Consider the following 23,984-nt stretch of genomic DNA (forward strand, 5'->3'; position numbering starts at 1 on the left):
CTTTGCTGTAAAGTTTACCGACAGTTCACCAATCGCATGGTAAGGAAAGGCTTAACCAACCTTCGGGGTATCGCCGCCTGCCATGATCAGAGTCTTCAAGCACTACATCCCCAAGGAGGTGATGCTGCTTTGCCTGTTCGACCTGCTCTTGCTTGGTCTGGCAGGGGAAGCAGGCTGGCAGCTGCGGACTTTCCAGCTTTCGATCGGTCCGGGACCCTTCTCGGAGCGGGCAGTGGCAATCTGCGGTTTCGCCGTCATCGTCTGGCTCGCAGTGATTGCGGTCGGCACCTATACGCCGCTTGCCTTGCGCTCGATCCGGTTCGCGACCGCGCGCCTCCTCGTGGCGTTCGGCCTCGGCATCCTGACGATCTCTTTCGTCAATCTGGTCATGCCGGGCACGGCGCTGTGGCGTTCCATCCTGCTCTACGCAATGGCTCTGGGTCTGACGTTTCTGGTCCTGAACCGCTTCATTGCAACGCGAATGCTGGATGCCAAGGTCTTTCGCAGGCGGGTACTGGTGCTCGGGGCGGGACCGCGCGCCCAGCGCCTGCTCGACCTTTCCAATCGGCCTGACAGCGGCTTTCGTGTCCTGACCTTCGTCGCCATGGGCGGCGCAGTCACAGAACGGGTGCCGGGGGCAGTCGAGCGCGAGGAGATCGGCGATCTCGGCAAGTATGTTGAGCGGATTGGCGCGCAGGAAGTCGTCCTCGCCATGCAGGAGAGGCGCAATTCCCTGCCGCTGAAAGACCTGGTCCGGGTCAAGACCAAGGGCGTCGATGTCAGCGATCTGTCCGGTTTCCTGGAACGCGAAACCGGCAAGCTCGATCTCGACACGCTCAATCCGAGCTGGTTGATCTTCTCCGACGGTTTCATCGCCGGGCAGCGTATCTCTACGGTCGCGAAACGTATCTTCGACGTCGTGGTAAGCCTAGCCGTGTTGTTGCTGACCCTTCCACTTATCGGTTTCTTTGCCTTGCTGGTGAAGCTGGAGAGCAAGGGACCGGTATTCTACCGGCAAGAACGGGTCGGCCTCTACGGGCAGACCTTCCAGATACCCAAGCTGCGCTCGATGCGTCAGGACGCCGAGGCGGATGGGATTAAGTGGGCGGAAAAAGACGATCCGCGTATCACCCGCGTGGGCCGCTTCATCCGTCTCGTCCGTATCGATGAATTGCCCCAGCTGTGGAGCGTGTTGAAGGGTGAAATGAGCTTCGTCGGTCCGCGTCCGGAGCGCCCGCAATTCGTGGCCGAACTCGATGAAAAACTTCCGTTCTACGCCGAACGCCACATGGTCAAACCGGGCATCACCGGTTGGGCGCAGATCAACTATCCCTATGGGGCGAGTATCGAGGATGCGCGTGGCAAGCTGGAATACGACCTCTACTATGCGAAAAACTATTCGCCATTTCTCGACCTGCTGATCCTGCTGCAAACGACGAGGGTCATCATCTGGCCGGAAGGCGCGCGCTGATGACGTGGCTGGCAAATATCGGCTCGGTCAGCTTCCTGCTCGGCGCTCTGGTAAGCGGGCTCGCTGCCTTGTGGATCGCGCGTTCCGGAGCGGCCGAGCGTTCCGATCGCTGGGCTGCGGTGGCGGCATTGGCCCTGACTGCAAACTGGTGCTTTGCCGCTGCCAGTTTCGGGGCGGAGCAGCCGATCGTCGCATTGACCGAAGTCGCAAAGAACCTAGCCTGGATTTACGTCTTGCTGCGGCTGTTCGCAAACGACGGGCGCGATGAGACCCTGCGGCTCGTGCGACCGGCAGCCATCGTCCTGGCGCTGGTGGAATCCTTCCAGATCGTCCTTGTCATGCTCGCCTTGCGCAATGCAAACGCTCCGGGCGCAGCGACGCTGATATTCGAAACTTCCGCGATCCTGAGAGCGTTGACGGTGGTCGGTGCTCTGGTCCTCCTGCATAACCTGTATGTCGGCGCTGCGCTGTCTTCGCGGCGCATCCTGCGCTGGAATGCGGCGGCTCTCGCGGGGATGTGGGCGTTTTCGCTGAACTTCTACACGCTGAGCTACCTCACCGGAGAGATTCCGGTGGAATTGCAGGCCATTCGCGGGCTGGCTGCGGCAATCATCGCCGTGCCGTTCGCTGTCGGCTTCAACTCAAATGCAGCCGGCCTCGAGTTTCGCCCGTCCCGGACGCTGACCTTCCGCTCGCTCTCGCTTCTGGTCATCGGCGCCTATTTCATCCTCATGCTGTTGCTGGCGAATTCGCTCGACATGCTGCGCGGCGATATCCGAGCGCTCACGCAGGTAGGGCTGATCCTGGCCGCAGGGGCTTTGGCGCTGATCTGGCTTCCGTCCCAACGCGTGCGCGGCTGGTTGCGGGTTACCGCGGTGAAGCACCTGTTCAAGCACCGCTATGACTACCGCAACGAGTGGATCCGCTTCACCAATACGATCGGTCGTACGGGATTTGACGAAACAACCCTGCAGGAGCGCGCGATCAAGGCACTGGCGGATATTACAGACAGTCCGTGCGGCCTGCTGCTGCTGCCCGAAGATGACGGTGCGCTTGCCCTCGGAGCGCAATGGAATTGGCCCACCGCGGATTTGCCGTCGAGTGCCATGAATTCGGATCTCGCGGCAATCCTTGAGCGAGAGGCACTGATAATCGATTTCGACGAAGTCCGGGCGGGAAAGGAACATCACGGCGAACTGGCGCACATGCCCCACTGGCCTTTCGAGGAACTGCGTGTCTGGGCGGCCGTGCCCCTCCTTCACTTCGATCGGCTCGTCGGTGTCGTCATCCTTGCCCGTCCTGCGATCGAGCGCGAACTGGACTGGGAAGATTTCGACCTTCTGGGCATCGTTGGCCGCCAGTTGGCCAGCTATCTCGCCGAGCAAAGCGGTCAGGCAGCACTGTCCGAAGCGAGCCGCTTCGATGAATTCAATCGTCGCATGGCGTTTGTCATGCACGACATAAAGAACCTGTCGAGCCAGATGTCTCTGCTTCTCCGGAACGCCGAGAAGCACGCCGACAAACCGGAATTTCGCAAGGACATGCTGGTCACGCTCAAGAACAGCGCTGACAAGCTCAATCTCCTGCTCGCCCGGCTGGGAAGGTATGGCACCGGGGCCCGCGAAGAAATGCAGCAGTTCGATCTGGCAGAGATTTCGCGCGAGGTCGCGGCCCGTTTCGAAGGTAGCCACCCGGTCAGACTGGCGCGGTGCGAAGCTGTCGAAGTGGTGGGCGATCGGGAAGGGCTGGAGCAGGCCCTTGTACACCTCGTCCAGAACGCGATCGATGCCAGCGAGCCGGACATCCCTGTCATGATCGAAACCTTCAGCAACGGTATCAGCGGTCAATGCCAGGTCATCGACAACGGCAAGGGTATGAGTCCGGCCTTCGTTCGCAACGGACTGTTCAAGCCGTTCGTGTCGTCGAAGGAGGGTGGCTTCGGCATTGGAGCGTATGAAGCGCGCGAGATCATCCGGGCGATGGACGGGCGCCTCGACGTGGAATCGCGCGAAGGGCTTGGAACGCGCTTCGCTGTCAGCCTGCCCTTGCGCTCTGCCAAGGCGATTTACTCCGGCCCGAAAGATCTAATCGAGGAGACGGTCTGATGGCCGAGGACAAACGCAAGCTCCTGGTGGTGGAAGACGACGAGGGTCTCCAGGCACAGCTGAAATGGGCTTACGAAGACTATGAAGTCCTGATCGCGGGCAACCGCGACCAGGCGCTCGCATTGCTGCGCTCGGAAGAGCCCGCGGTCGTTACGCTGGACCTGGGCCTGCCGCCGGATCCCGACGGCACGAGCGAAGGCTTCGCCGTGCTCGACGCAATCATGGAAATGAAACCTGATACCAAGGTTGTCGTAGCCAGCGGACATGGCGCACGCGAGAGCGCCCTGCAGGCTATCGAGCGCGGGGCCTATGATTTCTACCAGAAGCCGGTCGACATCGAACAGCTGGGCATGATCGTGGATCGGGCCCATCGGCTACATACGATCGAGGCAGAAAACCGCCGCCTTGCCGAGAAAGTGGGCGAAGAGAAAACGGTGCTCGGCTCCATGATCACTGCGGCGCCCGAAATGGCCAAGGTCGCACGCACGATCGAGCGGGTCGCGCCGACGAACGTGTCGGTCATGTTGCTGGGTGCCAGCGGGACCGGCAAGGAATTGCTCGCAAAAGGTCTGCACGAGTCCAGCGATCGCAAACATGGCGCTTTTGTAGCGATCAATTGCGCTGCAATTCCCGAAAACCTGCTGGAGAGCGAGCTTTTCGGACATGAGAAAGGTGCTTTCACCGGTGCCGTGAAGACGAACGAAGGCAAGATCGAGCTGGCCGATGGCGGCACATTGTTCCTCGATGAAGTCGGCGACATACCGCTTCCGCTGCAGGTCAAACTGCTGCGCTTCCTGCAAGAACGTGTCATCGAGCGGATCGGCGGACGCAAGGCAATCTCGGTCGATACAAGGATCGTCTGCGCGACGCACCAGAACCTGGAAGCCATGATTGCGGAGGGCAGTTTTCGCGAAGACCTGTTCTACCGTTTGGCCGAGATCGTCGTGAAAATCCCCTCGCTGACCGAACGCCCAGGTGACGCAGTGCTCCTGGCCAAGCATTTCCTTGCAAAATTCGCGGGCGAGATGAATTCGCGAGTGAAAGGCTTCACGCCCGACGCACTGGCAGCGATCGACAATTGGGGTTGGCCGGGCAATGTCCGCGAGCTTGAAAACCGGGTCAAACGCGCCGTCATCATGGCCGATGACAAGCTGGTAAGCGCCGAAGACCTGGATATGGATGCAGACGAAGAGGGCGGCGAACTGGCGCTAAACCTGAAGCAGGCGCGGGAGGAAGCGGACCGCAGGATGATCCGCAAGGCGCTGGCGAGGACACAGGGCAACATTTCCAACAGCGCCAAGATCCTCGGGATAAGCCGTCCCACGCTCTACGATCTCCTCAAGCAGTATGACCTTCAGGCGTAGCTTTCCGGTGCACCTTGCACTGGGGCTGGCGGCGGCGTCCGCCATGCTCGTCTCATGCGCGGACGAGGCGACGCCCGCCAATGATTTGCAACAGCTGCGAACGCAGATTGCCCGCGGAGATGCCGGCGCTGCAGAGCTCACCATCGATCGCTTGGTCGAAAACAAGGTGGACCGCGGCTCATTCTCTGCATTCGCGGGGGAGGCAGCCCTGCTGCGCGGCGATCTGGTCGAGGCCTGCAAGTGGCTGGCCGAAGGCAATTTTGACAGCGAAACCGCGCCGCTTGGTTTCAGGATGCTCGCCGAACTGGAGCTGCGCGAGGGTGATCTCGACGCAAGTGCCCGAGCCTTGGCCAAAGCGCGCGAGATAGCTCCCGACGATCCGCGCGTGTGGGTGGATATCGGCCGGCTGCGGTATCGCCTCGGCAATCATCGCACTGCAATCGAAGCCGCTGAGCGGGCGGTTGAATTCGGACCGGACGATGTCGAGGCATTGCGTTTTCGCGGGCAGCTTGTGCGTGACATCGAGGGAATGATTCCCGCGGCGAAATGGTTTGCAGCGGCGAGCGAGAAATCCGGCGGCGATACGGCGTTGGAACTCGAATATGCAGCAAGCCTCCTCGACGCGGGAAGATTCGAACAGGCCCAGACGATCCTGTCACGGACCGATGATCCGTATTTGATGGCGATTGCTCTGGCGCGCACTTCCGATTTCTTCGCGGCCCGCGAAGCGCTGGAGAGGGCTGAGACGAACGATCGCCAGACTGCCGCCGCACGATTGCTCTCTGCCATAATCGATGTGGAACTGGGCAACCTCGAAAGCGCCGCACAAAACCTGGACCAGCTCGCTCGTGAACAACCCGCAAACAGGCGCGTTCGCGACCTGCTTGCCTATGTTCTTTCACGCAACGGCAACGAGGACGAGCTGATCTATCGTTTCGCCGATCAAGCGCGTGGACCGCAAGGCTCGCCATGGCTTCGCATTCTGGTCGGGCGCGCATACGAGACGCAGGACAACCGTGAGGAAGCGGCCGAATTTCTCGACCTTGCTGCCTCGGATCAGTCGGCGCTCAGCCTGATCGACGGAGACGACGCAAGAGCAGCAGGAAAAGGTGCTTTCGCGAGGCGTAACAGCATTCGCGCAGCCTTGTCGGCAGGCAGTGTCGATCGGGCAGTTCAAGAGGCGCGGCACTTTTCGGAAGAGTATCCGCAATCCGTCGATGCTGCATCGCTTTTGGGAGATGCGCTTCTGATGCGTTCCGATCTGGTTGGGGCGCGCAAGGCATATCAGCGCGCCGCGCAAATGCGCGGCAGCTGGCCTCTCCTGCTGAGAATGGCCGCTACTCTCGACCGGTCCGAGGCAGCCAGGCTCGTCGCCGAATATGCTGCAGCGAACCCGCTTAATGCAGAGGCCGCGGCAATGGCTGCCGATGGTTATGCGGCGGCAGGACAATGGCGTGAGGCCGCGGCTTCGCTCGATCGCGCGCTGGAGAACGGCATGCGGGATGTCCCATGGGTCCTTGCTGCGCGAAGTGTGGCGGCACGCGAACTGGGCGAGGGCAATGGGGTCGATCAACTGGATTGGGCTATCGAGGCCTACGAAACGCAGCGGATGAGCCAGCCGGCGATTGCGGCGCTGCTTGCGGCGCTGCCGGAAGAGGACGTCCAGCTGCGCTCTGAGCTGGCCGCTAAGCTGCAAGCGCTGGCTGGGAACTAGACAGGATTGCCACGGCGCGGCAGTGCGGCAGGCAATGGCAATTCGCACCATCACCAGAGATCCGATGTTACGCCTTTTGCTCCTGGCAATGGTGCTTGCAGCGCTCTTGCCGGCGATAGGCCAGTGGCGCGGGGTGGCCCAAATGGCTGCAAACGCGGGCATCTTCGCGCTCTTCCTCGCCAACGGGATGCGCATTCCGCGCGCAGAGATAGCTTCCGGCATCGCAAACTGGCGCTTCTTCCTGCCGCTGGCCACGTGGATGTTCGGCGCGATGGCACTCGTCGGACTTGCCTTGTCCCATGGAGGTCAAGCGATCGTACCTCCGTTGGTGGCGATCGGCTTTCTCTACCTTGGGGTCCTGCCTACGACCGTGCAGTCGTCCACTTCCTACAGTTCGCTCGCCCAAGGAAACGTGGCTCTCTCGGTGATTGCCGCGGCTTCCATGAGTATCCTCGGCTTGTTCATTTCTGTCCCGATTTTCCTGGCACTTGGCGGCAGCGGAGAGGGGATGGTGGGGAGCGATGCGCTGATAAAGATCGTCCTCATCCTAATCCTGCCCTTCGCAATCGGCCAAGTCTTGCAGCGCCGGACCGCGACCTTCATCGCGCGGCAGAAGGCACGGATCGTCTGGCTCGACCGGTTCGTGATCGCCTTTGCTGTTTACGTCGCTTTCTCTGGCGCAGTCGAACAGGGCATCTGGGAAAGGTTCGACGCGGCAGAATGGGCAGCCACTCTCGCTCTCGTCGCGGTTTTCCTCGTGGTTGGTCATGCCGGAGCCTGGCTGGCGTCCGGAACGCTGTCCCTTGCGCGCCAGGACCGGGTCGCTTTTCTGTTCGCAGGTGCGCAGAAATCCGCAGCGATCGGAGCGCCGCTCGCAACCGTACTGTTCGAGCCGGCAGCAGCAGGCTTCATCGTCCTGCCGCTGCTGCTCTACCATTTCTTCCAGCTGGTGCTGGCCGCGCCGCTTGCTACTCGGCTGGCAGCTCGGTCCGCTCCTCGCCCGGATGCTTCCGGTTATGACGCACCGACCACCAGAAGCTGAGGCCGATCAGCACCGCGCCGATCAGGCCGGTAATCGTCTCCGGAATATGCCAGCGCGCTGACAGCAGCATGATGATGCCGAGCACGATGATGGCCCAGAAAGCGCCGTGTTCGAGATAGCGGTACTGGGCCAGCGTACCCGTGCGCACGAGATGGATCGTCATCGAACGCACGAACATTGCACCGACCGACAGGCCGAGAGCGATGATGATCATGTTGTTCGACAGTGCGAATGCACCGATCACGCCATCGAAGCTGAAACTGGCGTCCAGCACTTCGAGGTAGAGGAATCCGCCAAGGCCCGATTTCACGATCTCGCCAGCGGCTTTCTTGCGGGCCTCGCGTGCCTCGATGATGGCGGCAATTGCGTGGACTGCGATAAAGGTGACGAGGCCGAGGATCGCCGCCGTCAGGAACACGATCGCATCGTCCGGTGCCAGCATCGTAGAGACGAAATAGACGAGGATGAGGACGAGGCCGATCTCCACCGCAGGCACGTTGGAGAATTTGTTGATCATACGCTCCAGCACGGCGATCCAGTGGATCTCCTTGTCCTCTTCGAAGAAGAAGGTCAGGCCGACCATGGCCAGGAACGCGCCGCCGAAACCGGCGATGCCGATATGGGCATCGGAGACCAGCCGTTCGTATTCCTTCGGATCATTCAACGACAGGTTGATCGCCTCCATGGGGCCGATCTTGGCTGCAATTGCCACGATCGCGATCGGAAAGACGATCCGCATGCCGAAGACGGCGATCAATATGCCGATAGTCAGGAAGCGCTGCTGCCAGACCGGGTCCATATCGCGCAGGACGGTGGCGTTCACCACTGCGTTATCGAAGCTGAGCGACACCTCCAGTATTGAGAGGACGAGCACGATCCACAGGATGCCGAGCGTCGCGGAGATCGAGCCCGTACTGGTCCATCCGTACCAGCCCGCGAGAGCGAAACAGATTGCCGTGAAGACGAGCGAGAACGTGTAGTACTTGCGGAGCGTTTCCATCGATTTTTTGAGGTCCTTAGCCCTTCTTGGGCTGGTAAGTCTGATCTGCTGAGGGGAAGCTGCGTTCGCGCACTTCCTCTGCATATTGTGCGACCGTGCGGTCGATCACTTCGGCGATGTTTTCGTATTTTTTAACGAAGCGCGGGACGCGCTCAAACATGCCGAGCATGTCTTCGGTTACCAGCACCTGTCCATCGCACTGCGCCGAGGCGCCGATCCCGATGGTGGGGCAGGACACTGCCTTGGTGGCCTCGATGGCGATGGGTTCAAGCACCCCTTCAAGGACGATGGCGAACGCGCCAGCCTCATCCAGCGCCTTGGCGTCTCCGACGATCTTCTTCGCCTCCGCATCGTCACGTCCGCGCGCCATATAGCCGCCAAGGACGTTGACCGCTTGCGGGGTGAGGCCGACGTGACCCATCACGGGAATGCCGCGCTGGTTCAGGAATGCGACCGTTTCCGCCATCTGCTCGCCGCCTTCCAGCTTCACCGCTGCCGCACCGCTTTCCTTGAGCAGACGAGAGGCGCTTTCGAATGCCTGTTCCTTCGAGGCTTCGTAGGATCCGAAGGGCATGTCGACGACCACTACCGCGTGATAGCTGCCACGAACCACCGCGGCGGCATGGTTGGCCATCATGTCGAGTGTGACGGGAATGGTGGATGGCAGGCCGTAGATTACCTGCGCCAGCGAATCTCCCACCAGCAGGATGTCGCAATGCGCATCCAGCAATTGCGCCTGACGGGCCGTGTAAGCCGTCAGCATGACCAACGGCTGCTTGGTTTCACCGTCTGCCTTGTGCGCGCGAATCTTCGGCACCGTGAGCCTTTTCATCGGCTGCGGGGTAGGGTTCGCGCGGCTGGTGCTCGTATCGAGCTGGAAAGTGGTCGACATATGCGTCCCGTAGCAAGTGCTGGGAAGAAGGCAAAGCAACGCTTGGACAGCGACGGGTTTCCGTGCTTTAAGCCCACCCCGAGGAGCGGCACGGGAGAGCGCCGCTGGACACAAGGGAATCTAACGACACATGGTCGCTACTTCGCAAACTACGGGCGAGGGTTGGTCCTCGCGCAGCGCATTCATTCTGGCAGCCGTGGGTGCGGCCGTCGGTCTCGGCAATATCTGGCGTTTTCCGACGCTAGCCGGGGAGAGCGGGGGCGGGGCCTTCGTCATATTCTACATCGCCTGCGTTTTCCTGCTCGGCCTGCCGTTGGTGCTGGCTGAAATCTTCATCGGGCGCGTAGGCCAGACCGATGCCGTCGGTTCGATCCGCAAGGTTTCGCAGGAATCGAAAGCTTCGCCGAGCTGGTCGATCTTCGGCGGTGTGGGCGCGATTGCGGCTTTCCTCATCGTTTCGTTCTATTCGGTCGTGGCCGGGTGGGTGCTTTATTACGCGGGCGTAATGGGCCTCGACCTCATCCAGGCAATCGGCGCGGGTGAACCGTTCCGCGGTGCGCTGGCGGGCGAAAGCCAGGAGCAGATCCAGCAGCGCCTCGGCGACATGTTCGCCAGCCCGAGCCTGCTGTTGGCGATGCACTTCGCCTTCATGGGCCTGACCCTCTACATCGTCGCACGCGGCGTCAGCTCGGGTATCGAGAAGGCGGCGACCTACCTGATGCCGATGTTCTTCGTGCTGCTGGTAGGTCTCGTGGTCTACGGGGCGATCGAGGGCGACATTGGCGATGCCATGGCCTTCCTGTTTACCCCCGATTGGTCGAAACTGACCCCGCAGGTGATGAACAGCGCACTTGGGCAGGCCCTCTTCTCGCTATCACTGGGTGTGGCAGGTCTCATCACCTACGGTTCCTACATCAAGGAAAAGAGCAATCTGGGCAGTACCGCGGCGATGATTGCGGTCGCCGACACTAGCGTGGCGCTTCTGGCCGGCCTGATGATCTTCCCGATCGTCTTTGCCGTCGGCCTCGATCCTGCAGCAGGTCCGACGCTGGTTTTCCAGACGCTGCCTTTCGCATTCCAGACGATGCCGGGCGGCGCGCTCTTCGGCTTCCTGTTCTTCGTCCTGATCCTCGTCGCGGCAGTGACGAGCTCGATCTCCCTGCTCGAGGTGCCGACCGCATGGGGCATCGGCGAACGTGGATGGAGCCGCACGAAGTCGGCGCTGATCTTCGGCATCGGCGCGTTCCTGATCGGTATTCTGTGTCTGCTTGGCTACAACGTGTTGTCGGACGTCCGCCCGCTCGGTTTCTGGTCGCTGTTCGAGAATACCGACATCCTCGACACGGTCGACGGGTTTACCGGCAAGGTGATGCTGCCGGTCGGCGCACTGCTGACCTCGCTCTTCATCGGCTGGAAGGCGGACGCCAACCTGCTGCGCGCGACCACGGGTCTGTCGCCGCTGGCATTCAACGTCTGGCGCTTCCTGCTTGCCTGGCTGTGCCCCCTCGCAGTGACGGTTATCCTGGTGACCGGCCTGTTCCCCGGCATCCTGGGGAGCTAAAGAAAAGATTCAGGCTGGAAGTTTTCGCTAGGCGGGCGCGCGACTTGGGAGTATTTATTGCGCGCCGGCTGGCAGGACGGGGAGGTCTCGTTGCGGGCCGGCGGAGCCTTCCGGCCATCCATGATCCTCGACAGAGTTAAACCGCTCGACGCCATTCTGGCCGCAGCGGAAAAGAAATCGCTGCACCGGTCGCTCGGTGCTTTCCAACTCATGCTGTTCGGCATCGGCTGTATAATCGGTACCGGCATTTTCGTGCTGACCGCAGCCGGCGCGCAAAAGGCCGGGCCCGGATTGATGCTGGCGTTTGTCATCGCCGGCGCGGTCTGCATCGTCGCAGCGCTCTGCTACGCTGAAATTGCCGCCATGATCCCGGTCGCCGGATCGGCCTACACCTACAGCTATGCCACGATGGGCGAACTACTCGCGTGGACCGTGGGCTGGGCCCTCATCCTCGAATACGCCATCGCCGCCTCGGCGGTGTCGGTCGGCTGGTCGGGCTATTTCAGCGGGACAATTCTGACGGAATTCCTCGGTATCGAGCTGCCGCAATGGCTGTCTGCCGGGCCGCTCGTTTTCGGTGGTGAGCCGGGTGGGCTGGTGAACTTGCCGGCACTTGTCATTGCCTTGCTGGTAACCTGGCTGTTGATGATCGGCACCAGCGAAAGCGCCAAGGTCAATGCGATCCTGGTCGCGATCAAGGTCACCGCACTTACGGCTTTCATCGGCCTGACGCTGACAAGTGCCTATTTCGATCCTGACCGGTTCAACCCGTTTTTGCCCGCCGGCATTTTCGGAGGCTTCGGCTCGGGCGTTGGCGCGGTGGGCGCGGCGGCGACGATCTTCTTCGCCTATGTCGGTTTCGATGCCGTCTCCACGGCGGCGGAAGAGACTAAGAACCCTCAGCGCAACGTGCCGATCGGTCTCGTGGGTTCTCTGGTATTCTGCACCGTGTTCTACATACTTGTCGCAGCGGGCGCGATCGGGACGATCGGAGGGCAACCTATAATGGGGCCAGGGGGCATTCCTTTCCCGGCCGGATCGGAAGAGCTTGCGCGCCAATGTGCCCTGCCTGCCTATTCGGACGCGCTGGTTTGCTCGAACGAGGCTCTCGCCCACGTGCTGCGGCAGATCGGTTTCTCCGGGATCGGTAACCTGCTCGGCATTGCAGCCTTCCTGGCGCTTCCCTCGGTCATTCTCGTCTTGCTCTTCGCGCAGACGCGCATCTTTTTCGTGATGAGCCGCGACGGACTGCTGCCGGAAAGCCTCTCCAAGGTGCATCCGAAGTGGAAGACACCCCATGTAGTGACCGCCATGACCGGCGTCATCGTGGCGCTGGGGGCAGCGTTCTTCCCGGTGGGACAACTGGCCGACATCGCCAATGCGGGAACGCTCTATGCATTTTTGATGGTCGCTCTGGCCGTGATGACGCTGCGCAGGACAGATCCCGAACGTAAGCGTGATTTCCGTACCCCGATGCTGTGGTTCGTTGGCCCGGCGACGGTTGTCGGGTGTGCCTTCCTCTTCCTGAACCTGCCGTTCGAGGCGATGATTATGTTGCCTCTGTGGTCGGCTATCGGCTTGGTCGTCTACTTCGGTTACGGTCGGCGCAACAGTCATCTCGGACACGGCATCGTCGAGGTGGTTGACGCGGTTGCGGGCGAGGAAACCATGCTGCCGATCCACCCCCCGAAGGATTGAACGAAAAAGGGCCGCTTCCTTTCGGAGCGGCCCTTCGGTTTCGGAATTATCGGGTGATTTAGAGATCGACCTTGTCGACGTGGCGTTCTTCCGCTTCGTCATGGACGGTCATGCCCAGCGCCATCTTGGCGGTGTTGAGGAGGCCAAGGTCTCCGCTCCAGATTTCGGCATCGCCGAGATCCATGCGCAGGAACAGGATGTCCGGATCATCCTTGCCGCCGTCGTACCAGGCTTCGACGAAATTGTTCCAGAACTGGTCGAAGCGTTCCTTGCTGGTTTCGACCGAGAGCGTGCCGTCGAAGCGCGCGAACATGTCGTGATCCTTGCCGGCAAAGCTTGCCGTGACCTTGCCGAGCTGGGCGAAGGTCGAATTCTTCTGGGTGAAGAACCAGATTGCGCTGTTGGCGTCCTTGTCGAGCTGGGCGGTCATCGGCACCGCAGTGTCGGAGCGACCGTCGAGTTCGAGGAAGACGAACGGCGAATCGGACATGGCGAGCCAGAACTTCTTCTTGAGCGCGTCGGAATTGCCTTCGGTATATTTCATGAGTGACCTCTCGTGTTTGCGTTTGCCTCTTCTACGCTCGGGGGAGGTCCTGCGTTCCGCGACGCGCGCCGGAACGAAGCCGTGAAGGGATGAATTGCGCAAGCGGCGATATTGGAACATAATGAGAACAAGCGAGTCGATTCTCTCATGTCCCATGCCGATCTTTCCTCCCTGCCGATAACGGCCTTCGAAGACGTTGCGGCGCTGTCCGCTCGGCGCAGCGTGCGCTGGCGCCCGGGGCTTGCAGCCGTGCAGGGCGCCGCTCACCACACCGAAGTGTTCACCGCTTCGGGCGATGCGGCCGGGGCAGGGGTGGCGCTGGCGCTGGCGCTCGACGACTTGCGCCACCTGCCGCGCACCGATGGCAGCGAAGCCGACGACCGGCGCAACGTGCTGTGGGTGCAGACCCGCGATGCGGCACGCCTGAACGGGCGGCCCTATCGCGCGGGCTTGCCCCGAGGTCTGCAATCGCGGCTCATCCATGTCATGGCCGAAAAGGCCGAGGATGCGCTCTTCGCCCTGGAAGAGGGGCTGCGCTGCCGCGATTTCGCCTTCGTGATCGGCGAGATGGCAGGCAATGCCAAGGCGCTCGATTTCACCGCCTCACGCCGCTTGACGCTGACGAGCGAGCGACACGGTATCCCGCTGTTCCTCGTGCGGATCGATGCCGCGCACGACCTGTCGTCTGCCCGGATGCGCTGGGAAGTGACCAGCGCGCCGTCTGCTGCGCCTGAATGGAATGCGCAGGCTCCCGGCGATCCGGCTTGGAAGGCGGAGCTTTTCCGCGCGCGCTCCCATGCCCCGGGCACATGGACGCTGAGTGACGGCGGCACGGCGCTAACCGCCAGCAAGGCGCGTGAAGACACCGATCGCGCGGTGGCGGATTGGACGGCTGGGTTGCAGCATCGCCGCTCGCCCCGTGCCCGATGAGCGCGAAGACACCGGATGCCGTGTCTTCCCGCCGCATCCTTTCGATCTGGCTGCCCGCAATGGCGATGGATCGCTGGCGAAACGCCGGGGGCGATGACCGCCGTGCACTAGACAGCCGGCCGCTGGTCCTGATCGCCGATACCGCGCACGGGCCGCGGATCGAGGCGGCAAACCGCGCAGGCATGGCGGCAGGCGCCCGTCGCGGCATGATGCTGGCCGATGCGCGGACCCTGTGCCCCGACATAGTCACCGCGCCGAGCGATCCGGCAGGCGATCTCGCCTTCCTCGAAAAGCTGGCGCTCTGGGCGCGGCGCTGGGGGCCGTGGTCCGCCATGGATGCGCCCGACGGCCTGCTGGTCGACGTTACCGCCGTCCCGCACCTGTTCGGCGGCGAGGAGAAGCTGGTCGCCGATGTCGAGGCGGCATTTGCGCGGCGCGAGCTTGGCCTGCGCTGTGCCATCGCCCCCACGGCCGGTGCGGCCTGGGCGCTGTCGCACTTCGGCCCGCAAGGCGCGATCCTGGAAGGACGAGGCGATTTCGAGGCCCGGCTGGCAGACCTGCCTGTCGCCGCGCTGCGGCTCGACGACGATGTGCTCACGGTCCTGCGGCGGCTCGGCCTCAAGCGGCTGGGTGACCTCACCGGTATCGAGAGCGGAGGCAGCGGGCGCGATGCCATCCAGCGCCGCTTTCGCAACCGCAAGTCGCCTGCCGCCAATCCGCTTATTCGCCTCGACCAGATCCTCGGCCGGGTGCCGGAGCCCTTGCTGCCCGTGGTCCCGCAGCACATGCCGCTGGTGCAGCGCCGCCTGATGGAGCCGATCCGCCACCGCCAGCTGCTGGACAAGGTCGTCGAAGACCTCGCGCAGGACATGGCGCGCGAACTGGAAGGGCGAGGCGAAGGGGCAAGGCGGCTCGAACTGGGCCTGTGGCGTGTCGATGGCGAAGTCGTCGTGCGCCGCCTGGAAATGGCCTCTGCCACGCGCGAGGCAGCGCACATATGCCGCCTCTTTGCCGCGCGGCTGGACGATGTCGATGCGGGTTTCGGGATCGAGATGCTGCGCCTGCGCGCCAGCTGGTCCGAACCGCTCGCGCTGGAGCAGGGCGATATCGAGGCGGCGGCCGAAACGCATGGTACATCGCTGTCGGCCTGTATCGACCGGCTGACCGTGCGGCTGGGGGCGAAGGCAGTCAGCCGCCCCGTCGCCTTTGCCAGCCATATCCCCGAACGCGCGCAGCGCTGGCAGCCCCCGCTGGACCCGGAACCCGCTTCACAAGGAGAGTTGGCTTTCCACAAGAGGCCATTGAAAATGCTCGACAAACCGGAAAGGATTTCGGTGCTCTACGCAACGCCCGACGGCTATCCCAAGCGCTTTCGTTGGCGCGGCGGAGTGCATGAGGTGACGCGCGTGGAAGGGCCCGAACGGATCGCGCCGGAATGGTGGCGCGAACGCGGCAGCACGCGGCTGCGGGACTATTACCGGATCGAGGACGACTGCGGCCGCCGGTACTGGATATACCGGCTCGGCATCGTGGGCGACGGGCGCGGCGGCGCACCCGACTGGTACTTGCAGGGATTGTGCGCCTAGGCGGGCTCGGCTGCGGCTTCTTCGCCAGCTTCTTCCTCGTCCGGGACCACGGCCTCTTCGGGTCCGTGCTGCAGTTCGGAAAGTTCGGGATTGAGCGCGCTGGTCTTGCACACCTGGTCGCCCGCCACGATCGTCGCCGCGATGCGCGACTATTCCATCGCTTCTGGCGTATTGTTGAAGGTCGGCACGATCACTTGCGGCGCGATGCACTTGCGCACTTCGCGGCGGTCTTCTTCAACCGGCGCATCGGCATCCTGAGCAAGCGACGGGGTAGCCAAGACGGCAAGGGACGACACGAAAAGGGCAGCACGCATGGAAATCTCCTACGCGCGAACTTCTATTGCCGCGCGCTTTCGCGTGCCTGAACCGTCAACCTTCGGAAACCAGCGAAGCCCTGCGCGAGCGCTTCTGGCCAAGCGGGATCTTGCCGAAATTGGCCACGGGGCCGGTCTGGACTTCCACCTGTTCGACGGTTTCTTCCACGATATGCATGGGGATGGGGCGTTCGAAGATGATGCCGCAGCTCTTGTCGTTGGCCCAGACGATCTTGCCGAAATGTTCGTGACCGTTCCACGAAAGCAGGCCCGATACGCCTTCGCTGGGAGGATTATTCGTTTCCAGTCGCGCACCTGCATCCGATAGGTCGGACAGCCGCCCGACGCGGTCGCCGCCGAGCATCTTGAGCGTTGCGGGACAATCGACGGCGTAGCGGGCTGTTGCTCGCCGTTCCTGCGGCGCTACGGCCTGGTTCCTGCGGAATAGCCCCACACGTTTTCTCCCCTTGGTCCCGCCTTGTGCGCTGCGAAGGGTAAATGCCGCGCTTCCCGAAAGGATTACCGCGCCATTAGGAAACGGGCCGAAAGCGGCAAGCTTCCGACCCGTTTCAAGAGGTTATTCGCTGTTACTCGGGCGCGACGAGGAGACGTGTTCCCAGCGGCTGGATCGACCGAGCGGAGGGGCCGAGATTGGCTTCCATCGCCGCGATCTGGTCCGCGCTGGCCGTCATTACTTCATCGGCAACATGCCAGTTCACGCCTTCGCTGCAGGGCGGCGTGGTGAGCGAGCCCATGTAGCGATAGATGCCGGTGTCTTCGGGCACCATGTCGTTCACATTAAATTCGACTGCGGCTCCCTTGCCGGCACCGACACCGGCCACGATGGTCTCAAGCGCGGGGTTGGCATCGCCTTCTTTGAACATGACGCCCAGAACGCCCAGTTCGCCGCTTTCGGTGGCGTGGACGAAATGCGCGACGAGAGGATAGCGCTTGCCGCTGATCGCGTGTTCGGACGGTGTGTGGAAGTGAACCTGGATCAGGGCGAATTCCTTGCCACCGGAATTCAATCCAAGGCCGGCGGGAAAGTCCACTTGGACCTTTTCTTTACCGAGCGCGATCGTGCCGCTGGTTTCGCCGAAATTCGTTTCCAGTTCGATATTGCCGCGTGCATTGGCTGCGCCGAGATCGATGGGTGACTGGTGGAGGCCCGCATCGCACAAGGCGTAGGCCGCGTTGACGGTAGCCCAGCGCTCAGGCGATACGCCGTCGCTGAAGCTCCAGTCTTTGTCCTGCGCAGCGAGAGGCGTCGCGGCAAGGCCGATCAGGGCGAGGGAAGCGAGATATTTCATTGCATACTCCAGACTGGCGACCAGAGGGTCGCTGAATGTAGGTATGCCGACGATGTCGTAGTTTCGTATCTGACAGGCCGTCGGCGTTACTTACGTCCGACATCACGTGCGGATGCACGCCAGAGGGGCCCGGTCCGTGGTAAATTTACGAGGATAATGCGCGAAGGTTCCCGCTCGGGTTATCTTTTGATATTTGCGAATCCTACAGCGGAACGTATAGTGAACATATGGCCGCGCAAACGATCCTCCAGAAGCTCGAGATTCTCGCCGATGCGGCGAAATACGATGCTTCCTGCGCGTCGTCCGGAACGGCGAAGAAGAACAGCCTTGGCGGGAAGGGCATCGGCTCGACCGAAGGGATGGGCATCTGCCATGCCTATGCGCCCGACGGCCGCTGTATCTCGTTGCTCAAGATCCTGCTGACCAATCACTGCGTGTTCGACTGCCATTACTGCGTCAACCGCAAGAGCTCGAACGTGGCGCGGGCGCGCTTCACGCCGCAGGAGGTGGTGGACCTGACGCTCGCCTTCTACCGCCGCAATTATATCGAAGGGCTGTTCCTCTCTTCGGGCATCGTGAAGAATTCCAATCACACGATGGAGCAGATCGTCGAAGTCGCGCGCATCCTGCGCGAAGAGCACGATTTTCGCGGCTATATCCACCTGAAGACCATCCCCGAGGCGGATGCGGAAATCGTTCACCAGGCGGGGCTCTATGCCGACCGCGTCTCGATCAATGTCGAACTGCCGACCGACAGCGGCCTGACCCGTCTCGCGCCCGACAAGGATGCGCGCCAGATCGAAGGCGCGATGGGCAAGGTGAAGTCCGATCTCGTCGAGGCGAAGGATGCGAGGAAGCGTTTCCGTCATGCACCGCGGTTCGCGCCTGCCGGCCAGTCGACGCAAATGATCGTCGGTGCCGATGCGGCGACCGATGCCGATATCGTTGGCAAGGCGAGCCGGCTCTACGACAATTTCCGCCTGCGCCGTGTCTACTACAGCGCCTTCTCACCGATCCCCGATGCCAGCGCCGTGCTGCCGCTGAAGCGCCCGCCGCTGATCCGCGAACACCGGCTCTACCAGTCCGACTGGCTGATGCGTTTCTATGGCTACAAGCCCAGCGACGTGATGCAGGCGACTGAGGCGGATGGAAACCTGCCGCTCGATATCGATCCCAAGCTCGCCTGGGCGCTCAAGTTCCGGGAGGCCTTTCCGGTCGATGTGAACCGCGCGAGCAAGGAGCAATTGCTGCGCGTGCCGGGTCTCGGTGTGAAGGCGGTGGGCAAGATTCTCGCCAGCCGCCGCCACCGCGCGCTGCGGCTCGACGACGTGGCACTGCTCACCCAGTCGATCACCAAGGTGCGACCTTTCATCTGCACCGTCGACTGGCGGCCTATCACGCTGACCGACCGCGCGGACTTGCGCAGCCTGCTCGCGCCCAAGGCAGAGCAGCTTGAATTGTTCGCGGCATGACCGCGCTCCAGCACGTCAAACTCGGCACTTATTACGTGGTGCATTTGCCCGAAGCCGATGACTTCGACTTCTGGCGCGAGAGGGCGCGGGCGCTGGTCCAGTGCGATGTCCCGCCCGATCGTATCGCATGGGTGGAACCGGGCGGAAGTGGCGACCTGTTCGCTCACGGGGAACGGCGCATGCCTGTGCCGCCGATGGATGCGAAGCCGGTGCGCGCCAACCGGCGCTTCGTGAGCCTGGCGAGGAACGCGATCCTGCATTCCGATCCTGAGCGGTTTGCGCTGCTCTATCGCCTGCTCTGGCGGCTCCAGTCTGCCCCGCGGATGATGGAGGACAAGGCCGATCCCGATGTCCGCCGGGTGGAGGAACTCGACAAGAACGTGCGGCGCGACAGCCACAAGATGCACGCCTTCGTCCGCTTCCGGCTAGTGGAGAGTGAGGACGAAGAGGTGGGCGAGCATTACGTCGCCTGGTTCGAGCCCGAGCATCATATCCTGCGCGCCAATGCGGGCTTCTTCATGCGGCGCTTCTCCAACATGCGCTGGTCGATCCTGACCCCGCGCGGCAGCCTGCACTGGGACGGGGAGACCATGTCCGAAGGTCCGCCTGCCGAGCGTCACGATGCGCCCGGCGGCGATCCCATGGAGGACCTCTGGCGCACCTATTACGCCTCCATCTTCAACCCCGCGCGCCTGAAGATCGGCGCGATGCTGAAGGAGATGCCCAAGAAATACTGGAAGAACATGCCCGAGGCATCGCTTATCCCCGAGCTGGTCGCGGGCGCGCAGGGGCGCGAGGCCAAGATGGTCGAGAAAGGCGCGCTGGAGTTCGAGGAGCGGCCCGATACGCTCGCCGCGATCGACAAGGCGATCCATGCCTGCCGCAAATGTCCTATCGGCAGCCTCGATAACCATGCCGTCATGGGCGAAGGACCTCAGGACGCTGCGCTGATGATTGTTGGCGAACAGCCGGGCGACCAGGAGGACCAGATCGGCCGTCCCTTCGTCGGTCCTGCCGGTCAGCTGCTGGACGCGCATCTCGAAAAGGCAGGGATCGACCGGCGCGCCGCTTACGTCACCAATGCGGTGAAGCATTTCAAATATGTGCAGCGCGGCAAGCGGCGGCTGCACCAGAACCCGGGCGCGAAGGAAATCGACACCTGCCGCTGGTGGATCGAGAGCGAGCGCGCGATCGTGAAACCGAAACTGGTGCTCGCCATGGGCGCCAGCGCGGCGCGCGGGATGCTCGGCAAGACGGTGAGCATTTCCAAGGTTCGAGGGAGCCCCATTCCGCTGGAAGACGGCAGCGAGCTGTGGGTCACCGCGCACCCCTCCTACCTCCTGCGCCTCGAAGGTTCGGCGCGTGAAGAGCAGGCGCGGCTGTTCGATGCCGACCTTGCCGCAGTGAAGGCGCGGCTGGAGGAGCTGGCGTGAGATGCCCGAGAACGACCTCCAGATACCCAAGCGGACGATCGATCTCGACCCTGCGGGCATAGACGCCCCTTCGCGCAGCCCCTTCGTCGAACTCGGCCTCGTATCCTGTTTCAGCTTCCTGCGCGGCGCGTCGGACGCGGTCGACCTCGTCCTGCAGGCGCGCGCGCTGGGTTATGACGCGGTCGGGATTGCGGATGCCAACACCATGGCAGGCGTCGTGCGCGTCCATACCGAGGCGAGAACGCTCAAGCTGAAGCCCTGCATCGGCTGCCGGATCGAAACGGTGGAGGGGCTGGCCTTCCTCGCCTATCCGAAGAGCCGCAGGGCCTATGGCCGCCTCTGCCGCCTGATTTCCGCCGGGCGCATGCGCACCCTGTCGGGCGAATGGCAGGAGAAGGGCGAATGCGACATCTCCCTGCCGATGCTGGCCGCGCATAGCGAAGGGGTGCAGCTGATCCTGCTTCCCCCGCGCGACCTTGCGCGCGAATTCACCGTGCCTGCATGGGCAAGCAATGTCGTCGGGCTCGGCGGCGAGAAGGTGCAGGAACTGGTCGCCGCACCCTTCGAGGGCATCGTCCCGCATCTCGCCGCAGGCCTGCCGACCCTGCGCCATATCGCTGCGGCCTTTCTTTACACCAATAGTGACATCGCGCGGATCGAGCGGCTCGATGCGCTGGCCCGTGCGAACGGCCTGTCGATCCTTGCCACCAACGATGTCCATTACGCGACGCCTGACAGGCGGCCGCTGCAGGACGTGATGACCGCGATCCGGCACAAGACCACCGTGGCGCGGGCCGGGCACCTGCTCCACGGCAATGCCGAGCGTTACCTGAAACCGCCCGAGACCATGTGCCGCCTGTTCGAACGCTGGCCGCATGCCATCGCTGCTGCGCGCGAAGTGGCCGATGCCTGCGATTTCAGCCTCGACGAGCTGAAATACGAATATCCCGAAGAACTCTATCCCGGCGGCGTCGAACCGCAGGAATACCTCGAAAGCGAAACGTGGAAGGGTGCCGAGTGGCGCTATCCGGCAGGCATTCCCGATAGCGTCACCGAAACGCTGCACAAGGAACTGGCGCTGATCGGGAAGATGGACCTCGCGCGCTATTTCCTGACTATCAAGGACATCGTCGATTTCGCGCGCGAGAAGGTCGACCCGCCGATCCTGTGCCAAGGGCGCGGCAGCGCGGCCAATTCGGCCGTCTGCTATTGCCTCGGCATCACCAATGTCGACCCGGCACAGCACCAGCTGCTGTTCGACCGCTTCATCTCCGAAGACCGCAAGGAACCGCCCGATATCGACGTCGATTTCGAGCACGAGCGGCGCGAGGAGGTGATCCAGTATCTCTACCGCAAGTACGGTCGCCACCGCGCCGGGCTATGCGCCACGGTGATCCATTATCGCCCGCGCATGGCGATCCGCGAAGTGGGCAAGGCGATGGGACTGACCGAGGATGTCACCGCCGCGCTCGCCAAGACGGTCTGGGGCGGGTGGGGCCGCGAGATCAGCGAGAAGCACGCCCAGGAAACCGGCATGGACGTGACCGATCCGCACCTTAAGCGGGTTCTCAAGCTGACCGAGCAAATGATTGGAATGCCGCGTCATTTGTCGCAGCACGTCGGTGGCTTTATCCTGACCGAAGGCGCACTGACCGAGACGGTGCCGGTCGGCAATGGCGCCATGCCCGATCGCAGTTTCATCGAATGGGACAAGGACGATATCGAGGCGCTGGGCATCCTCAAGGTCGACGTGCTGGCGCTGGGCATGCTGACCTGCATCAGGAAATGCCTCGACCTGCTTGACGATCATCACGGCCGCACGCTGACGCTGGCCAATGTCCCGCGCGAGGACCCGGAAACCTATGCCATGTTGCGCACGGGGGATTCGCTTGGCGTGTTCCAGGTCGAAAGCCGGGCGCAGATGAACATGCTTCCGCGCCTGCGCCCGCGCCAGTTCTACGATCTCGTCATCCAGGTCGCCATCGTGCGGCCCGGGCCGATCCAGGGCGACATGGTCCACCCCTATCTGAAGCGCCGACGCGGGGCCGAGCCCGTGGTCATCCCTGCGCCAAGTCCGCAGCATGGCCCGCCGGACGAATTGTCGAGCATTCTCGAGCGCACGCTGGGCGTCCCGATCTTCCAGGAACAGGCGATGAAGATTGCCCTCGATGCGGCGAAATTCTCCTCGAAAGAGGCGAACCGGCTGCGCAAGGCCATGGCCACATTCCGCAGCCGCGGGATGGTGGACGAGCTTCAGGACATGATGGTCGGGCGCATGGTGACGCGCGGCTACGACCGCGAGTTCGCGCAGCGCTGCTTCAACCAGATCCGCGGTTTCGGCGAATACGGCTTTCCCGAGAGCCATGCGGCCAGTTTCGCGCATCTCGTCTACGTGTCGAGCTGGCTCAAATGCCACTTCCCCGCCGCCTTCGCCTGCGCGCTGCTCAATTCGCAGCCCATGGGCTTTTACGCGCCTGCGCAGATCGTGCGCGATGCGGCGGAACACGGCGTGCGTGTGCTCCCGGCGGACGTGAACCTGTCGCAATGGGACTGTACGCTGGAGCGGACCGGCGAAGGCGGGGCGGGTGCGGGCGATAGCGGACGGCTCGACAAGCATATCGCGCTGCGCCTTGGCCTGCGCCAGATCGACGGATTACCCGAGGCGGTGGCGGCGCAGCTGATCGCGGAGCGCGAGGCCAACGGCGCCTATGCCGATGTGCGCGCCCTGCGCGACCGTGCCCGCACCGGTCCCGCCCATGTCGAACGGCTGGCGAGTGCGGATGCTTTCGGCTCGATGGGCCTTACGCGGCGGCAGGCCTTGTGGGATGCCCGCAGCCTTGTCGGCGGACCGGACCTGCCTTTGTTCGCCGCCGCTGCCGCGCGCGACGAAGGGGCGGAAAAGCAGCCCACGCGCCTGCCGCAGATGCCGCTGTCGGAAGAGGTCGTTGCGGATTACCAGACCACGCGCCTCAGCCTGAAGGCGCATCCGATGGCCTTCCTGCGCGCCAGCCTTGCAGAGCGCGGCTTCGTGCGCGCTTGCGACCTGCGCGCGAAGAAATTCCGCTCCATGGTCCATGTCGCAGGTGTGGTGCTGATCCGCCAACGTCCGGGCAGCGCCAAGGGCGTGTGCTTCATCACGCTGGAAGACGAGACGGGCGTGATCAATCTCGTCGTCTGGCCGGATCTGAAGGAAAAGCAGCGCCGCGTGGTCATGGGCGCGCGCCTGATGGAGGTGCGCGGGCGCGTCGAATACGATGACGAGGTGATCCACGTGATCGCGCAGCACATGACCGATGCGACCGACCAGTTGCACAGGCTGTCGGACGACATGCTCAACGCCCCGCTTGCGCGCGCGGACCATGTCTCTTCGCCGCTGCCGGACAAGTTCAATCCGCGTGACAATCTGCGCGAGGGCAAGGACGATCCCTACCAGCCCGTCGAACCGTGGCAGGAACCGCCGCCGGGCAATCGCGAATGCGGCTGGCATGGCAGCCACCCGCGCGATGTGCGCATCATTCCGAAATCGCGCGACTTCCATTGAGGCCGGG

General features: G+C 62.9%; 19 protein-coding genes. 12 read left to right on the forward strand and 7 right to left on the reverse strand.

Annotation, left to right across the window (positions count from 1 at the left end):
- Nucleotides 1-82 precede the first annotated feature (82 nt).
- The 5 genes from LCM24_RS11315 to LCM24_RS11335 all read left to right on the forward strand — a co-directional run bounded on the left by LCM24_RS11315 (nucleotide 83) and on the right by LCM24_RS11335 (nucleotide 7,696).
- Nucleotides 83-1,471, forward strand: a complete 1,389-nt coding sequence (locus LCM24_RS11315; RefSeq protein ID WP_224804415.1) for a TIGR03013 family XrtA/PEP-CTERM system glycosyltransferase — start codon at nucleotides 83-85, stop codon at nucleotides 1,469-1,471.
- Nucleotides 1,471-3,576 (forward strand): XrtA/PEP-CTERM system histidine kinase PrsK, encoded by a 2,106-nt coding sequence (gene prsK, locus LCM24_RS11320; RefSeq protein WP_224804417.1) that lies wholly within the window; start codon nucleotides 1,471-1,473, stop codon nucleotides 3,574-3,576. The genes LCM24_RS11315 and prsK overlap by 1 nt, the downstream gene beginning before the upstream one ends.
- Nucleotides 3,576-4,940, forward strand: a complete 1,365-nt coding sequence (gene prsR / locus LCM24_RS11325) for a PEP-CTERM-box response regulator transcription factor (protein ID WP_224804419.1) — start codon at nucleotides 3,576-3,578, stop codon at nucleotides 4,938-4,940. The genes prsK and prsR overlap by 1 nt, the downstream gene beginning before the upstream one ends.
- Nucleotides 4,924-6,654 (forward strand): tetratricopeptide repeat protein, encoded by a 1,731-nt coding sequence (locus LCM24_RS11330; protein WP_224804421.1) that lies wholly within the window; start codon nucleotides 4,924-4,926, stop codon nucleotides 6,652-6,654. Before prsR ends, LCM24_RS11330 begins: the two co-directional genes overlap by 17 nt.
- 88 nt (nucleotides 6,655-6,742) lie before the next feature.
- Nucleotides 6,743-7,696: a bile acid:sodium symporter family protein gene (locus tag LCM24_RS11335; protein ID WP_263618024.1), complete on the forward strand. Its 954-nt coding sequence runs from the start codon at nucleotides 6,743-6,745 to the stop codon at nucleotides 7,694-7,696.
- Here the strand turns inward: LCM24_RS11335 and LCM24_RS11340 are convergent.
- Entirely contained in the window at nucleotides 7,623-8,696 is a 1,074-nt protein-coding gene (locus LCM24_RS11340) for a DUF475 domain-containing protein (protein ID WP_224804423.1), read from the reverse strand. The genes LCM24_RS11335 and LCM24_RS11340 overlap by 74 nt on opposite strands.
- A 16-nt stretch (nucleotides 8,697-8,712) precedes the next feature.
- Nucleotides 8,713-9,588: a 3-methyl-2-oxobutanoate hydroxymethyltransferase gene (gene panB / locus LCM24_RS11345; protein ID WP_160594682.1), complete on the reverse strand. Its 876-nt coding sequence runs from the start codon at nucleotides 9,586-9,588 to the stop codon at nucleotides 8,713-8,715.
- A gap of 130 nt (nucleotides 9,589-9,718) precedes the next feature.
- Here panB and LCM24_RS11350 point away from each other — a divergent pair, with 130 nt between their 5' ends.
- Together LCM24_RS11350 and LCM24_RS11355 are read left to right on the forward strand one after the other, a co-directional pair.
- A complete protein-coding gene (locus LCM24_RS11350) occupies nucleotides 9,719-11,149 on the forward strand; it encodes a sodium-dependent transporter (protein WP_224804425.1) in 1,431 nt (476 codons plus the stop codon).
- Between the two features lie 120 nt (nucleotides 11,150-11,269).
- On the forward strand, nucleotides 11,270-12,847 hold the full coding sequence (locus LCM24_RS11355; RefSeq protein WP_224804427.1) for an amino acid permease: 1,578 nt from the start codon (nucleotides 11,270-11,272) through the stop codon (nucleotides 12,845-12,847).
- Between the two features lie 58 nt (nucleotides 12,848-12,905).
- On the opposite strand, the gene LCM24_RS11360 is transcribed toward LCM24_RS11355, so the two are convergent.
- The gene (locus tag LCM24_RS11360; RefSeq protein ID WP_224804429.1) at nucleotides 12,906-13,391 is read right to left on the reverse strand and encodes a pyridoxamine 5'-phosphate oxidase family protein; all 486 of its coding nucleotides are present in this window, start codon (nucleotides 13,389-13,391) and stop codon (nucleotides 12,906-12,908) included.
- Between the two features lie 147 nt (nucleotides 13,392-13,538).
- Between LCM24_RS11360 and LCM24_RS11365 the strand changes: the two genes are divergently transcribed.
- The gene (locus tag LCM24_RS11365; RefSeq protein WP_224804431.1) at nucleotides 13,539-14,321 is read left to right on the forward strand and encodes a hypothetical protein; all 783 of its coding nucleotides are present in this window, start codon (nucleotides 13,539-13,541) and stop codon (nucleotides 14,319-14,321) included.
- Complete coding sequence (locus LCM24_RS11370; protein WP_224804433.1) at nucleotides 14,318-15,907, forward strand: Y-family DNA polymerase; 1,590 nt, start codon at nucleotides 14,318-14,320, stop codon at nucleotides 15,905-15,907. Before LCM24_RS11365 ends, LCM24_RS11370 begins: the two co-directional genes overlap by 4 nt.
- On the opposite strand, the gene LCM24_RS13040 is transcribed toward LCM24_RS11370, so the two are convergent.
- The 4 genes from LCM24_RS13040 to LCM24_RS11385 all read right to left on the reverse strand — a co-directional run bounded on the left by LCM24_RS13040 (nucleotide 15,904) and on the right by LCM24_RS11385 (nucleotide 17,531).
- Nucleotides 15,904-16,035 (reverse strand): hypothetical protein, encoded by a 132-nt coding sequence (locus LCM24_RS13040; RefSeq protein WP_263617982.1) that lies wholly within the window; start codon nucleotides 16,033-16,035, stop codon nucleotides 15,904-15,906. The two genes, LCM24_RS11370 and LCM24_RS13040, sit on opposite strands and share 4 nt — an antisense overlap.
- A 21-nt stretch (nucleotides 16,036-16,056) precedes the next feature.
- Nucleotides 16,057-16,221 carry a hypothetical protein gene (locus LCM24_RS11375; RefSeq protein WP_224804435.1) on the reverse strand — a complete coding sequence of 55 codons (165 nt, stop codon included), beginning with the start codon at nucleotides 16,219-16,221 and terminating at the stop codon, nucleotides 16,057-16,059.
- A 55-nt stretch (nucleotides 16,222-16,276) separates the two neighbouring features.
- A complete protein-coding gene (locus LCM24_RS11380) occupies nucleotides 16,277-16,675 on the reverse strand; it encodes a PilZ domain-containing protein (protein ID WP_224804437.1) in 399 nt (132 codons plus the stop codon).
- Nucleotides 16,676-16,808: 133 nt separating this feature from the next.
- On the reverse strand, nucleotides 16,809-17,531 hold the full coding sequence (locus LCM24_RS11385) for a carbonic anhydrase (RefSeq protein WP_224804439.1): 723 nt from the start codon (nucleotides 17,529-17,531) through the stop codon (nucleotides 16,809-16,811).
- 227 nt (nucleotides 17,532-17,758) lie between these two features.
- Here LCM24_RS11385 and LCM24_RS11390 point away from each other — a divergent pair, with 227 nt between their 5' ends.
- From LCM24_RS11390 to LCM24_RS11400, 3 genes are read left to right on the forward strand one after another with little or no spacing between them, the layout of a single operon-like run.
- Nucleotides 17,759-19,003, forward strand: a complete 1,245-nt coding sequence (locus tag LCM24_RS11390) for a putative DNA modification/repair radical SAM protein (RefSeq protein WP_224804441.1) — start codon at nucleotides 17,759-17,761, stop codon at nucleotides 19,001-19,003.
- On the forward strand, nucleotides 19,000-20,436 hold the full coding sequence (locus tag LCM24_RS11395; protein ID WP_224804443.1) for a UdgX family uracil-DNA binding protein: 1,437 nt from the start codon (nucleotides 19,000-19,002) through the stop codon (nucleotides 20,434-20,436). The genes LCM24_RS11390 and LCM24_RS11395 overlap by 4 nt, the downstream gene beginning before the upstream one ends.
- A gap of 1 nt (nucleotide 20,437) precedes the next feature.
- Complete coding sequence (locus tag LCM24_RS11400) at nucleotides 20,438-23,977, forward strand: error-prone DNA polymerase (protein WP_224804446.1); 3,540 nt, start codon at nucleotides 20,438-20,440, stop codon at nucleotides 23,975-23,977.
- Nucleotides 23,978-23,984 lie beyond the last annotated feature (7 nt).

The organism is Qipengyuania aquimaris (genome assembly GCF_020171965.1).
GTDB lineage: Bacteria > Pseudomonadota > Alphaproteobacteria > Sphingomonadales > Sphingomonadaceae > Qipengyuania > Qipengyuania aquimaris_A.

What these genes read in the sequence shown, in the direction of transcription:
- LCM24_RS11375 (WP_224804435.1), bottom strand. Translation starts at nt 16,221, where the DNA reads ATGCGTGCTGCCCTTTTCGTGTCGTCCCTTGCCGTCTTGGCTACCCCG.
- LCM24_RS11395 (WP_224804443.1), top strand. Translation starts at nt 19,000, where the DNA reads ATGACCGCGCTCCAGCACGTCAAACTCGGCACTTATTACGTGGTGCAT.
- LCM24_RS11335 (WP_263618024.1), top strand. Translation starts at nt 6,743, where the DNA reads ATGGTGCTTGCAGCGCTCTTGCCGGCGATAGGCCAGTGGCGCGGGGTG.
- LCM24_RS11350 (WP_224804425.1), top strand. Translation starts at nt 9,719, where the DNA reads ATGGTCGCTACTTCGCAAACTACGGGCGAGGGTTGGTCCTCGCGCAGC.
- LCM24_RS11360 (WP_224804429.1), bottom strand. Translation starts at nt 13,391, where the DNA reads ATGAAATATACCGAAGGCAATTCCGACGCGCTCAAGAAGAAGTTCTGG.
- panB (WP_160594682.1), bottom strand. Translation starts at nt 9,588, where the DNA reads ATGTCGACCACTTTCCAGCTCGATACGAGCACCAGCCGCGCGAACCCT.
- LCM24_RS11370 (WP_224804433.1), top strand. Translation starts at nt 14,318, where the DNA reads ATGAGCGCGAAGACACCGGATGCCGTGTCTTCCCGCCGCATCCTTTCG.
- LCM24_RS11355 (WP_224804427.1), top strand. Translation starts at nt 11,270, where the DNA reads ATGATCCTCGACAGAGTTAAACCGCTCGACGCCATTCTGGCCGCAGCG.
- LCM24_RS11390 (WP_224804441.1), top strand. Translation starts at nt 17,759, where the DNA reads ATGGCCGCGCAAACGATCCTCCAGAAGCTCGAGATTCTCGCCGATGCG.
- LCM24_RS11385 (WP_224804439.1), bottom strand. Translation starts at nt 17,531, where the DNA reads ATGAAATATCTCGCTTCCCTCGCCCTGATCGGCCTTGCCGCGACGCCT.
- prsR (WP_224804419.1), top strand. Translation starts at nt 3,576, where the DNA reads ATGGCCGAGGACAAACGCAAGCTCCTGGTGGTGGAAGACGACGAGGGT.
- LCM24_RS11340 (WP_224804423.1), bottom strand. Translation starts at nt 8,696, where the DNA reads ATGGAAACGCTCCGCAAGTACTACACGTTCTCGCTCGTCTTCACGGCA.
- LCM24_RS11330 (WP_224804421.1), top strand. Translation starts at nt 4,924, where the DNA reads ATGACCTTCAGGCGTAGCTTTCCGGTGCACCTTGCACTGGGGCTGGCG.
- LCM24_RS11365 (WP_224804431.1), top strand. Translation starts at nt 13,539, where the DNA reads ATGTCCCATGCCGATCTTTCCTCCCTGCCGATAACGGCCTTCGAAGAC.
- prsK (WP_224804417.1), top strand. Translation starts at nt 1,471, where the DNA reads ATGACGTGGCTGGCAAATATCGGCTCGGTCAGCTTCCTGCTCGGCGCT.
- LCM24_RS11315 (WP_224804415.1), top strand. Translation starts at nt 83, where the DNA reads ATGATCAGAGTCTTCAAGCACTACATCCCCAAGGAGGTGATGCTGCTT.
- LCM24_RS11400 (WP_224804446.1), top strand. Translation starts at nt 20,438, where the DNA reads ATGCCCGAGAACGACCTCCAGATACCCAAGCGGACGATCGATCTCGAC.